Annotated in this window: 10 protein-coding genes; 4 read left to right on the top strand and 6 right to left on the bottom strand. The window is 73.4% G+C overall.

The genetic code is table 11. The features are described from left to right. Positions 1–89: 89 nt before the first annotated feature. Both ACFY23_RS19830 and ACFY23_RS19825 read left to right on the top strand, forming a co-directional pair. Positions 90–1,790, top strand: a complete 1,701-nt coding sequence (locus ACFY23_RS19830; RefSeq protein WP_350679863.1) for an ABC transporter ATP-binding protein — start codon at positions 90–92, stop codon at positions 1,788–1,790. After that, positions 1,790–3,562, top strand: a complete 1,773-nt coding sequence (locus ACFY23_RS19825; protein ID WP_350679865.1) for an ABC transporter ATP-binding protein — start codon at positions 1,790–1,792, stop codon at positions 3,560–3,562. The genes ACFY23_RS19830 and ACFY23_RS19825 overlap by 1 nt, the downstream gene beginning before the upstream one ends. A 76-nt stretch (positions 3,563–3,638) precedes the next feature. On the opposite strand, the gene ACFY23_RS19820 is transcribed toward ACFY23_RS19825, so the two are convergent. The 6 genes from ACFY23_RS19820 to ACFY23_RS19795 all read right to left on the bottom strand — a co-directional run bounded on the left by ACFY23_RS19820 (position 3,639) and on the right by ACFY23_RS19795 (position 10,088). Continuing rightward, entirely contained in the window at positions 3,639–4,820 is a 1,182-nt protein-coding gene (locus ACFY23_RS19820) for an ROK family protein (RefSeq protein ID WP_350679867.1), read from the bottom strand. 27 nt (positions 4,821–4,847) lie between these two features. After that, a complete protein-coding gene (locus ACFY23_RS19815; RefSeq protein WP_350679869.1) occupies positions 4,848–6,107 on the bottom strand; it encodes an ABC transporter permease in 1,260 nt (419 codons plus the stop codon). Then, positions 6,104–6,934 carry an ATP-binding cassette domain-containing protein gene (locus tag ACFY23_RS19810; protein ID WP_350679871.1) on the bottom strand — a complete coding sequence of 277 codons (831 nt, stop codon included), beginning with the start codon at positions 6,932–6,934 and terminating at the stop codon, positions 6,104–6,106. Before ACFY23_RS19810 ends, ACFY23_RS19815 begins: the two co-directional genes overlap by 4 nt. A 108-nt stretch (positions 6,935–7,042) precedes the next feature. Continuing rightward, entirely contained in the window at positions 7,043–8,143 is a 1,101-nt protein-coding gene (locus ACFY23_RS19805) for a substrate-binding domain-containing protein (RefSeq protein ID WP_350679873.1), read from the bottom strand. A 190-nt stretch (positions 8,144–8,333) separates the two neighbouring features. Next, on the bottom strand, positions 8,334–8,813 hold the full coding sequence (gene ybaK, locus ACFY23_RS19800; RefSeq protein WP_350679875.1) for a Cys-tRNA(Pro) deacylase: 480 nt from the start codon (positions 8,811–8,813) through the stop codon (positions 8,334–8,336). 51 nt (positions 8,814–8,864) lie between these two features. Continuing rightward, the gene (locus ACFY23_RS19795; protein ID WP_350679877.1) at positions 8,865–10,088 is read right to left on the bottom strand and encodes a methyltransferase domain-containing protein; all 1,224 of its coding nucleotides are present in this window, start codon (positions 10,086–10,088) and stop codon (positions 8,865–8,867) included. 249 nt (positions 10,089–10,337) lie between these two features. Here ACFY23_RS19795 and groES point away from each other — a divergent pair, with 249 nt between their 5' ends. Further along, on the top strand, positions 10,338–10,652 hold the full coding sequence (gene groES / locus ACFY23_RS19790) for a co-chaperone GroES (RefSeq protein WP_088998427.1): 315 nt from the start codon (positions 10,338–10,340) through the stop codon (positions 10,650–10,652). 70 nt (positions 10,653–10,722) lie between these two features. Next, on the top strand, positions 10,723–12,369 hold the full coding sequence (gene groL, locus ACFY23_RS19785; protein ID WP_350679879.1) for a chaperonin GroEL: 1,647 nt from the start codon (positions 10,723–10,725) through the stop codon (positions 12,367–12,369). Positions 12,370–12,456: the final 87 nt, after the last annotated feature.

Here is a 12,456-nt window from a genome sequence, read left to right as displayed (position 1 = left end):
GCGCCGCCGCCGTTCGACGTGCGCAGCGGCATGTCGCAGCGGTAATTGGTTGGCGGCCCGGCCGGCGGGCCGCCTAGCGTCGGTGGGCCATGCGTTTCTCACCGGCCGGCGACCCCGGCGTACCCGACACCCGTTCGGCGACCCGCTACCTGCTGTGGCTGGCCGGGCGGCACAAGGCGCTGTTCAGCGTCGGCATCCTGCTCGGCGTCGTCTGGATGGTCGCCCAGGCGCTGGTGCCGGCGGCCGTCGGCCGGGCCGTCGACGGGCTCACCCGCCGGGACGAGGACGCGCTGCTCACCTGGGGGCTCGTGCTGCTGGGCCTGGGCGTGCTCCAGGCGGTCGCCGGGATCCTGCGGCACCGCTGCGCGGTGCACAACTTCCTCGGCGGGGCGTACCGGACGGTGCAGCTCACCGTCGGCGCGGCGAACCGGCTCGGCGCCGCGCTGCCCCGCCGGGTGGCCGCCGGCGAGGTGGTGAGCATCGGCACCGCCGACATCAGCCAGATCGGCTCGGCGATCGACATCACCGCCCGGGGCACCGGCGCGGTCGTCGCGATCGTGGCCGTCGGGGTGATCCTGCTCGGCGCCTCCCTGCCGCTCGGGCTGGTCGTGGTGCTCGGCGTGCCCGTGCTGATGGCGGTGGTCGGGCTGCTCATCCGGCCCCTGCACCGGCAGCAGCAGGCGTACCGGGACTCCGAGGGGGCGCTGACCACGCGGGCCGGCGACATCGTCTCCGGGCTGCGGGTGCTGCGCGGCGTCGGTGGCGAGCCGGTGCTCTCCGCCCGCTACCGCGCGCGGTCCCAGGCGCTGCGCGCCGACGGCCTCCGGGTGGCCCGGATCGAGTCGCTGCTGGAGGCGGCGCAGGTGCTGCTCCCCGGCGCGTTCCTGGTGTTGGTCACCTGGCTCGGCGCCCGGTTCGCGCTGCGCGGCGACATCAGCGCCGGCCAGCTCGTGGCGTTCTACGGCTACACGGCGTTCCTGGTCAGCCCGCTGCGGCAGCTCACCGAGGCGGTGGACAAGCTGACCCGGGGGCACGTCGCCGCCCGGCGCGTGGTGCGGCTGCTGCGGCTCGACCCGGAGCTGGTGGACGCGCCCCGCCCGGCGGCGCTGCCCGACGGCCCCGGCGAGCTGGTCGACGTGGAGTCGGGCGTGACCCTGCGGCCCGGCCGGTTCACCGCGCTCGCCGCGACCGCGCCCGAGGACGCGGCGGCCATCGTGGACCGCCTCGGCCGCTACGTCGACTCGGACGCGACGCTGCACGGCGTACCGCTGCGGGCGCTGTCGCTGGCGACGGTGCGGGAGCGGATCCTGGTGGCCGACAACAACGCGCACCTGTTCACCGGCCCGCTGCGCGCGGAGCTGGACCCGCACGACCGGGCCGACGAGGCGGCGATCGTGGCGGCGCTGGCGGCGGCGAGCGCGACGGACATCGTCGAGGCCCTGCCCGACGGGCTGGACAGCGCCGTGGCCGAGCGCGGGCGGGAGTTCTCCGGCGGCCAGCAGCAGCGGCTGCGGCTGGCCCGGGCGCTCGTCGCCGACCCGGAGACCCTGCTGCTGGTCGAGCCGACCAGCGCTGTGGACGCGCACACCGAGGCCCGCATCGCCGAGCGGCTCGGCGCGGCCCGGGCCGGCCGGACCACGCTGGTCTGCACCACCAGCCCGCTCGTGCTGGACCGCGCCGACCACGTGATCTTCGTGGAGGACGGCAAGGTGGTGGCCGAGGGGGCGCACACCGCACTGCTCGACGGCGAACCGCGCTACCGGGCGACGGTCAGCCGGGGGGAGGACTGATGGCCACCGCACTGCCGGTCGCCGACGGGCGCCAGGTGCGCCGCTACGCCCGTACGCTGGTGCGCCGGCACCCGCGCGCGCTCGGCGTGGCGCTCGGCCTGCACGCCCTGGCCGCCGCGGCCGGCCTGGTCGCGCCGTGGCTGCTCGGCGACCTGGTCGAGGGGATCTCCCGGGGCACGACGGGCGTCACCGTCGACCGGATCGCGCTGCTGATCGGTGGGTTCGTGCTGGCGCAGTCGGTGCTGGTGCGGCTCGCCCACCTGGCGTCGGCGCGGCTCGGCGAGCGGGTGCTGGCCGAGCTGCGCGAGGAGTTCGTCGACCGGATCCTGGCGCTGCCGCTGGCCACCGTGGAGCGGGCCGGGACGGGCGACCTGCTCACCCGGACGTCCCGGGACGTCTCCGCGCTGTCCCGGACGGTCCGCCTCGCGGTGCCGGAGACGCTCATCGCGATCGTCACCGGGTGCTTCATCGTCGGCGCGCTGCTGCTGGTCAACCCGCTGCTCGCGCTGCCCTGCCTGGTCGCGGTGCCGCTGATGTGGGCCGGCGCCCGGTGGTACCTGCGCCGCGCCCCGGACGCCTACCTGCGGGAGAACGCCGCCTACTCCGACATCACCGACGGGATCAGCGAGACCGTCGAGGGCTCGCGCACCACGGAGGCGCTGCGGCAGCAGGCGCGCCGCCGGGCCCGCACCGACGCCGACATCCGCCGGTCGTACGCGGCCGAGCGCTACACCCTGCGGCTGCGCACGGTGTTCTTCCCGGTCACCGAGATCGGCTACGTGGTGCCGGTGGTCGCCACGCTGATCATCGGCGGCTGGTTCCACCTGCGGGGTTGGGTGAGCCTCGGCGAGGTCACCGCCGCCACGCTCTACGTGCAGCAACTGATCGACCCGATCGACCGGCTGCTCTCCTGGCTGGACGAGCTGCAGGTGGGCGGCGCCTCGCTGGCCCGCCTGCTCGGGGTGGCCGACGCCGACGCCCCGACCACGGCTTCGGCCGGGTCGCCGAGGCGGGCGGGCACCGACGCGCCGACGGGCGACCGGCAGCTCGCCGCCCGGGACGTGCGGTACGCGTACCGGGCGGGGCGGGACGTGCTGCACGGGGTGACCCTGGCTCCGGAGCCGGGGGAGAAACTGGCGATGGTGGGCCCCTCGGGCGCCGGCAAGTCCACCCTCGGCCGGCTGCTCGCCGGGGTGCACGCGCCCCGCTCCGGCTCGGTCACCGTGGCCGGGCGGCGGCTCGACGAGCTGCCCCTGGCCGAACTGCGCACGCACGTCGCGCTGGTCACCCAGGAGCACCACGTTTTCATCGGCACGCTGCGCGACAACGTGGCGATGGTCCGGCCGGGCGCCGACGAGGCGGCCGTCCGGTCGGCGCTGGCCGCCGTCGACGCGCTGGACTGGGCCGACGCGCTGCCGGACGGGCTCGACACGGTGGTCGGCGCCGGCGGTCACCCGCTGTCGCCCGCGCAGGCGCAGCAGTTGGCGCTGGCCCGGCTGGTGCTGGCCGACCCGCACACGCTGGTGCTGGACGAGGCCACCTCGCTGATCGACCCCCGGGCCGCCCGGCACCTGGAGCGCTCCCTCGCGGCCGTGCTCCAGGGCCGGACGGTGATCGCCATCGCGCACCGCCTCTTCTCGGCGCACGACGCCGACCGGGTCGCGGTGGTCGAGGACGGCCGGATCACCGAGATCGGCCCGCACGACGAGCTGGTCGCCGCGGACGGTTCCTACGCGGCCCTCTGGCGCTCCTGGCACGGCACCCGCTCCTGACGCCGAACGCCCGTCACCGGCCCTGACGTCGCCGCGCCCGGCCGCTGCGACCTGGGACGCGCCGGCCGGTCGACCGTCAGCCGACGTCGAGCGGGTCGGCGAGCAGCCGTTCGAAGGCCAGCTCGGCGGCGCCGATCAACGCCGCGTCGTCGCCCAGCTTCGGGGTGCGCAGCCGGACGTGCTCCAGGCAGGCCGGCAGGGCGATCGAGTTGAGCCGGCTGCGCACCTGGGCGGCGGCGGCGAGGTAGAGGTCGCGCATGGTGCCGCCGAAGATGACCATTTCCGGGTTGAAGATGTTCACCAGGTTGGCCACCCCGAAACCGAGCCAGTCGCCGGCCTGGCGGACGGCCGTCTGCGCCCGGGCGTCGCCGCGGTCGGCGGCGTCGAAGACGGCCAGCAGCGCGTCCCGGCCCCGCGCGTCGGTGCGGCCGGCCGCCCGGAGCAGCCCGTGCTCGCCGATCTGGGTCTCCCAGCAGCCGCGCGAGCCGCACTCGCAGGGCGGGCCGTCGCGGACGACCACCATGTGCCCGACCTCGCCGCTGTAGCCGCCGTGCCCGGTCAGCCGCCGCCCGCCGGCGATGATGCCGGCGCCCACGCCCACGTCCCCGTACAGGTAGATGACGTTGTCGCAGCCGGCCGCCGCGCCGCGTGCGTGCTCGGCGAACGCCGCCACGTCGGCCACGTTGCCGACCGTGACCGGCACCTCGCAGCCCAGCTCGGCGGCGAGCGCCGCGCCGATCGGCTCGTCCACCCAGCCGGTGGTCGGTCCCAGCCGGTCCAGCCCGTCGTCGCGGCGGACCATGCCGCAGACCGCGACGCCCGCGCCGACGCAGACCGTGTCCGCCGGCACCGCCTGCTGCATCTCCTTGACGGCGCCGGCCAGCAGCGGGGCGGCCTCCGCGGCGGTCAGACCCCGGGGCCGGGCCAACTCCCGGCGGTCGAGCACCGCGCCGCCGAGACCGATCCGCGCGGCCCGCAGCCGGTCCACCTCGATGCTGTACGCGTACGCGTGCACCCGCTCCGACTCGGGCCGGACGACCAGCGACGGTCGCCCGGCCCGGCCGGTCTCCTTCGGCGCGCCCTCGCTGACCAGCCCGGCGCCGGCCAGGTCGGCGGTCAGCGCGCCGATGGTGCTGCGGTTGAGCCCCAGCGTGGTGGTGAGTTCGGCGCGGGTGGTCGCCCCGTGCACGTGCACGTACCGCAGCAACGCGCCCAGGTTCTGCCGGCGGATCTCGTCCTGGCTGGGGCCTGCGCGCATCGCTGTCGTCACTTCCGGTGCTGCCGGTCAGCGGTTGCCGGTGGCGGTGGACCGCCGGCGGGAGAACGCGTCCACGCTCGCGGCGAGCAGCAGCACCACGCCGGTGACCACGTACTTCACCCCCGAGCTGTATCCCATCAGGCCCATCCCGTTGTCGATGACCGCGACGACCGCACCCCCGAGGACGGCGTCGAGCACCCGGCCCTTGCCGCCGAAGAGGCTGGTGCCTCCGATGACCGCCGCGCCGACCGCGTAGAGCAGTACGTTACTGCCACCCGTGTTCGGGTCCACCGAGTTGGCCCGGCTGGCGGCGACGATGCCGCCGACGGCCGCCATCGAGGAGCAGATCACGAAGACCGAGATGCGGATCCGGTCCACGTCGATGCCGGCCCGGCGCGCCGCCTCCCTGTTGCCGCCCACCGCGTAGACGTGCCGCCCGTAGCTGGTGCGCTGGAGCACGAAGGTCCAGAAGACCAGCAGCACCGCGATGATCGGCACCACGATCGGCACGCCCTTGAGCGAGCTGATCACGACGTTGCGGCTGCGCTCCAGGTTGAGGATGAAGACCGCCGCCCCGAGGACGAGCGCCAGCCCGCCGATCCGGGCGAACACCACCGCGATCGGGTCGGTGACCAGCCCCCGGGAGGCCCGCGTACGGTGCCGGAGCAGCTGTACGGCCGCGTAGCCGGCGACCGCCACGGCGGCCAGCAGCCAGCCGAGGACGGGGGAGAGGTTGCGGTTGGCGATGGCCACCAGCACCTCGTCGCGGACCGAGATGTTGGTGCCCTCCTCCATGAGCATCAGCACGATGCCCTGGAAGGCGAGGAACCCGGCGAGGGTCACCACGAAGGACGGGATGCCGACCTTCGCGACCAGGAAGCCGAGGACGGTGCCGATCACCACGCCGGTGACGATCGCGGCGAGCACGGCCACGTACCACGGGTAGCCGAGCACGGTGACGACATTGGCGAGGACGGCGGCGCAGACCCCGCTGGCGAAGCCGGCGGAGAGGTCGATCTCGCCGAGCAGGAGGACGAAGACCAGGCCCATCGCGATCAGCGTGACCGCGGCCCCCTGGGTGAACAGGTTGGCGAAGTTGCCGGCGGTGAGGAACGACGGCCGCATGATCGAGAAGACCGTGCAGAGCACGACCAGGCCGAGCACGGCGGGCAGCGCGCCGATGTCGCCGCCGCGGACCCGGCTGACGTAGCCGCGGACGTGGCTGCCGAGGGTGGGCGGTGGGGTGACGGCCGCCGGGCCGTCCTTCCGCACGACGGTCGTGGTCATCGGACGCCTCCTGCGTTGCTGTCGGCCGGCTCCGCGCCGTGCCCGTTGCCGCCGTCGGCCGGTTCGGTGGCGAGCCCGAGCCCGAGCCCGCCGGAGCGCCCGGCGGTGATCAGCTCGACCACCTGCGAGTGGGTGATGTCGGTGGTCTTCACCTGGGCGACCATCTGGCCGAGGTAGAGCGCGGCGATCCGGTCGGAGACGGCGAAGACGTCGTTCATGTTGTGCGAGATGAGCACCACGGCCAGGCCGTTGTCGGCGAGCCGGCGGACCAGTTCGAGCACCTGGGCGGTCTGCGCGACGCCGAGCGCGGCGGTCGGCTCGTCGAGGATGACGAGCCTGCTGTTCCAGAGCACGGCCTTGGCGATCGCCACGGTCTGGCGCTGGCCTCCCGAGAGGCTGGAGACGTGCTGCCGCAGCGACTTCACGGTCCGTACGCTCAGCCCGGCGAGGGTGTCGGCGGCCATCTGCTCCATGGTCGGCTCGTCGAGCACGATGCCGGTGCGCTTCTCCCGGCCGAGGAACATGTTCTGCACGATGTCGAGGTTGTCGCAGAGCGCGAGGTCCTGGTAGACGACCTCGATGCCGAGGGTGGTGGCGTCGCGGGGGCTGCTGATGGTCACCGGCCGGCCGTCGAAGAGGAACTCGCCGGCGTCGGTGGGATGGATGCCGCTGATGCACTTGACGAGGGTCGACTTGCCGGCGCCGTTGTCGCCGACCAGCGCGGTCACCTCGCCCGGGTGGACGGCGAAGGCGACGTCGCGCAGGACCTGGACGGGACCGAAGCTCTTGTCGATCCCGCGTAGTTCCAGCAGGGGGGTTGCGGACACGGGGGTCTCCTTCAGACGGAGGGGAGGTCTCGGGTCCCGTCCGGCGCGAGCCGCCGCCCGGCACAAGGGGGTCCGTGCCGGGCGGCGTGCGCGTGGATCGGGTACGGGTCAGCTGATGCCGGCGTCGGCGCAGAGCTTGGCGTACGTCCCGGCGCAGACCTCGTCCTTGGTGACGTAGCCGTCGGCGATGACGTCCTTGACGTTCTCCTTGTAGATCGCCTTCGGGGTCAGCAGCACCGCCGGGACGTCCCGGTTGCCCTCCGGGTCCCTGACCGTCTGGCCGGTCTCCTTCTTCTCGCCCTTGGCCACCGCGATGGCCAGCTCCGAGGCGGCCTGTGCCTCCTCCTTGATCGCCTTGTAGACGGTCATGCACTGGTCGCCGGCGAGGATGTGCTGCAGGCCCTGCGGGGTGGCGTCCTGGCCGGTCACCGGGACCTTGCCGTTGAGCTTGTTCTTCTTCAGCACCGAGATGGCCGCGTTGCCGAGGCCGTCGTTGGCGGCGAGCACGCCGTCGATCTTGCCCCCGGTCTGGGTGAGCATCTGCTCGAAGATCGTGGCGGCCTGGGCGTTGTCCCACTCCGGGACGTTCTGGTCCGGACCCTTGGCGTATTCCTTCGAGTCGAACTTCGGCTTGAGCACCGAGTCGTACCCGTTCTTGAACAGGGTGGCGTTGTTGTCCGTCGGGGAGCCGTTGAGGTAGGCCACGACCGGGTTCTTGACGCCCTTGTCGGTGAGGCACTTGCTGAGGCCCTCGCCCTGGAGCTTGCCGACGGCCTCGTTGTCGAAACTGACGTAGTAGGTGGCCGAGCCGCCCAGGGTGAGCCGGTCGTAGTCGATCGTCGCCACGCCCTGGGACTTGGCCTTGTCGAGCACGGCCTTGCCGGTGCCGGAGTCCAGGTTGACGATCATCAGGGCGGTCACGCCATTGGTGATCATCTGGTCGGCGATGGTCTGGAACGCGTTCTTGTCGCCCTGGGCGTTCTGGATGTCGTACTCGACGCCGGCGGCCTTGAACGCCTCCTCCAGGAACCTGCGGTCCGCGCCCTCCCAGCGGGCGGAGGACTTGCTGTCCGGCAGGATCACGCCGATCTTCGGAGCCTTGTCGTTGCCGCCGGCCTGGTCGCCGCTGCCGGAGTCACCGCCGCAGGCGGCCACGCCGCCCGTGGCGAGCAGGCCCACGGCGGCGAGGGTGAGGAAGCCCTTGCGCATGTGCAGGGTCCTTTCGGGGGTGGGGGACGTTGTTTTGTTGTGCCGGGCAACGTATTTCGCGTCACATTGCGGGCACAAGAGTGCCGAGGTCGCGAGTTTGTTGTTGGCAGTAACAATTCAGCAACGTCGCTGACACCCGGCCGCCACCCGCACGGGAGCGCTCTCCCGTCGGCGCCGGGATCGGCGCAGCTCAGCGGGCGGACAGCGGGGCCGTGACCGCCCCGGTGAGGGCGACCAGGTCCGCCGGGGCGAGCTGGAGCTGGAGACCGCGCCGGCCCGCCGAGACGTAGACGGTGGGATGGTCGAGCGCCGACGAGTCGAGCACCGTGGGCAGCCGCCGGCGCTGACCGAGCGGGCTGATCCCGCCACGTACGTAGCCGGTGGCCCGCTCGGCCACCGTCCGGTCGGCCATCGCGGCCCGCTTGCCGCCGACCGCCGCGGCGAGCGCCTTCAGGTCCAGCTCGCCGGTGACCGGCACGACCGCCACGGTGAGCGCGCCGTCGACCTCGGTGACCAGCGACTTGAACACCCGCTCCGGCGGCACCCCCAGCGCCGCCGCGACCAGCGCGCCGTAGTTCGGCGCGTCCGGTGAGACGTCGTACGGATGGGTGCTGTGGGCGATCTTCCGCTTCGTCAGCAGCGCGGTCGCCGGAGTGCCCTGTCCCGCCATGACCGTCAAGCTAACCCCGGGCGCGGGTGACCCGCGAGTCGATAAGGCCGGCTACCCGACCGGCCGGCAGACCAGCACCGTCGGCGCCCCGGCGACCCGGGTCAGCACCAGGCTCGCCGCCTCGTCGCCGGCCAGCCGCAGGTCCCGCCGCAGCTTCTCCGGCTCCAGCGCGGAGCCGCGCTTGAGAATCTCCGCCCGCCCGACCCGGCGGTCCCGCAGCAGCGCCCGCAGCCGCTTGAGCGAGAACGGCAGCACGTCGGTGACCTCCAGGCAGCGGGCGAACGGGGTCGCCTTCGGGGTGTCCGCGTAGAGGTAGGCGATGCTCGGGTCGGCCAGCGTCGCGTCGAGGGCGTCGGCCAGCTCCGCGACCAGGTGCGCGCGGACCACCGCCGGGTCCGGGTCGTACAGGAAGCGGCGGGCCGGCCCGACCGGCGCCTCGGCGTCGCCGGAGCCGGTCAACTGATGGCAGGGGACCCCTGCTCTACCGGAGGCGTCAACAGGGGGCCCTTCCTTACCGCGCAGCAGGGTGGCCCGGCGGGGGACCTCGGCGAGCCGGCCGCACCACAGCGTCGCCTCGACCAGGTCGCCGTCCGCGCTCACCCACTCCGCCTCGGCGCCCGCGGGGATCAGCGCGTGGTCGATCCCGGGCGCCACCTTCACCACCGTGTACGGCACCCGCGCGGCCAGGTCGACGACGAAGTCCCAGGGTGGGGAGTAGGCGTTCGGGTCGAAGACCCGCCGCCCGGTGCCCGCCTTCCGCCGCGCCGGGTCGCAGAACACCCCGTCGACCCGGCCGACGTCGAACGCCGTGGCGTCGCCGCACTCCACCGTGAACAGCTCGGCCAGCCCGGCCGCCTCGGCGTTGGCGGCGGCCATCGCGGCGGTCACCGGGTCGGCCTCCACCCCGTACACCCGGATGCCGGCCCGAGCCGCGGCGAGCGCGTCCGCGCCGAGGCCGCACCCGAGGTCGGCCAGGGTGCGCACGCCGGCGGCGCGCAGCCGGGCGGCCCGTCGATCGGCCACCGGCCGGCGGGTGGCCTGTTCCAGCCCGGCCCGGGTCAGGAACATTCCCGCCGCCGCCGGCCCGAACTTGCCGACCGCCCGGCGGCGCAGCTCGGCCTGGGTGAGCGCGGCCGCCGCCAGCGCGGGCGGCATCCCGGCCGAGCGGAGCGCGGCCGCCGCGGCCAGCGGATCGCCGCCGGCCACCCGCGCGGCGGCGTCGAGCGCGACCGACCCCTCGGGCGTACGCAGGGCGGCGAGCTGGTCGAGGTCCACGCGGTCATTCTGGCCGTTCGGCCCGACGCGCCGACCGGCGGGTTGGCACTCTCCTTGACGGAGTGCTAGCCGAGGAATAACCTGCGATTAGCACTCTCACCCCGAGGGTGCCAGCTTCCGGGCCGTCAGGTCCGGGCGCTGAACGCCAGGCGGACCGGCACCCGCGACGACGGCCCCGCCCGGTGGCATGTGGCAGATTGACGCCGGTCGGCATGCCGTCCGGTAACGAAACCAGTACCCCAGGAGGGTATGCCCGTGACTACCGCGACCAAGGTTGCGATCAAGCCGCTCGAGGACCGGATCGTGGTCCAGGCGAACGAGGCTGAGACCACCACGGCGTCGGGCATCGTGATCCCCGACACCGCCAAGGAGAAGCCGCAGGAGGGCACCGTCCTCGCTGTCGGCCCGGGCCGGATCGACGACAAGGGTAACCGCGTGCCGGTCGACGTCAAGGTCGGCGACACCGTCCTCTACTCGAAGTACGGCGGCACCGAGGTCAAGTACGCCGGCGAGGAGTACCTGGTGCTCTCCGCCCGCGACGTCCTCGCGGTCATCGAGAAGTAAGCAACCGATCAGTGTCGTTGCCCCGGTCCGGCTCGCCGGGCCGGGGCAGCGTCGCTTCGAAGGGACATTCATGGCGAAGATCCTGAGCTTCTCGGACGACGCCCGGCACCTGCTCGAGCACGGTGTCAACGCCCTCGCGGACGCGGTCAAGGTGACCCTCGGCCCGCGCGGGCGCAACGTCGTCCTGGACAAGAAATTCGGTGCGCCCACGATCACCAACGACGGCGTGACCATCGCCAAGGAGATCGAGCTCACCAACCCGTACGAGAACCTCGGCGCGCAGCTGGTCAAGGAGGTGGCGACCAAGACCAACGACGTCGCCGGCGACGGGACCACCACCGCCACCGTGCTGGCCCAGGCGATGGTCCGCGAGGGCCTGCGCAACGTGGCCGCCGGCGCCAACCCGACCGGCCTCAAGCGGGGCATCGACGCGGCGGCCGCCAAGGTCTCCGAGGCGCTGCTCGGCCGCGCGGTCGAGGTCGCGGACAGGAAGTCGATCGCGCACGTCGCGACCATCTCCGCGCAGGACGCCACCATCGGCGAGCTGATCGCCGAGGCGATGGAGAGGGTCGGCCGCGACGGTGTCATCACCGTCGAGGAGGGCTCCGCGCTCACCACCGAGCTGGACGTCACCGAGGGACTCCAGTTCGACAAGGGCTTCATCTCGCCGAACTTCGTCACCGACGTGGAGGGTCAGGAGTCGGTCCTGGAGGACCCGTACATCCTGATCACCACCCAGAAGATCTCGGCGATCGAGGAGCTGCTGCCGCTGCTGGAGAAGGTCCTCCAGAACAGCAAGCCGCTGCTGATCATCGCCGAGGACGTCGAGGGCCAGGCGCTGTCCACCCTGGTGGTCAACTCGATCCGCAAGACCCTCAAGGTCTGCGCGGTCAAGGCCCCCGGCTTCGGCGACCGCCGCAAGGCGATGCTCCAGGACATGGCGATCCTCACCGGCGCCGAACTGGTCGCCCCGGAGCTGGGCTACAAGCTCGACCAGGTGGGCCTGGAGGTGCTCGGCAGCGCCCGCCGCGTGGTGGTCGACAAGGAGAACACCACGATCGTCGACGGCGGCGGCCAGGCGAGCGAGGTCGCGGACCGGGTGGCCCAGATCCGCAAGGAGATCGAGGCCTCCGACTCCGACTGGGACCGGGAGAAGCTCGCCGAGCGGCTGGCCAAGCTGTCCGGCGGCATCGCGGTCATCAAGGTCGGCGCCGCGACCGAGGTCGAGATGAAGGAGCGCAAGCACCGCATCGAGGACGCGATCGCCGCGACCAAGGCCGCGGTCGAGGAGGGCACCGTCCCGGGCGGCGGCGCCGCCCTGGCGCAGATCCTGCCGGCGCTGGACGACGACCTCGGCTTCACCGGTGACGAGAAGGTCGGCGTCTCGATCGTGCGCAAGGCGCTGGTCGAGCCGCTGCGCTGGATCGCCCAGAACGCCGGCCACGACGGCTACGTCGTGGTGCAGAAGGTCGTCGGCAAGGAGTGGGGCCACGGCCTCGACGCCGCCAGCGGCGAGTACGTCGACCTGGCGAAGTCCGGCATCCTCGACCCGGTGAAGGTGACCCGCAACGCGGTCAGCAACGCCGCGTCGATCGCCGGCCTGCTGCTCACCACGGAGAGCCTCGTGGTGGAGAAGCCGGAGAAGGCCGAGCCGGCCGCCGCCGGTGGGCACGGCCACGGCCACGGTCACGGCCACCAGCACGGCCCGGGCTTCTGACCCTCGCCGTACGCCTCGTCGGGGCGCACCGTCCGCGTGACGGTGCGCCCCGACGCCGTTTCAGGGGGGCGCGACGCCCACGGGGGA

This window comes from Micromonospora sp. NPDC000121, from assembly GCF_042899165.1.
GTDB lineage: Bacteria > Actinomycetota > Actinomycetes > Mycobacteriales > Micromonosporaceae > Micromonospora.
This window is presented reverse-complemented; position numbering and strand designations above follow the sequence as displayed.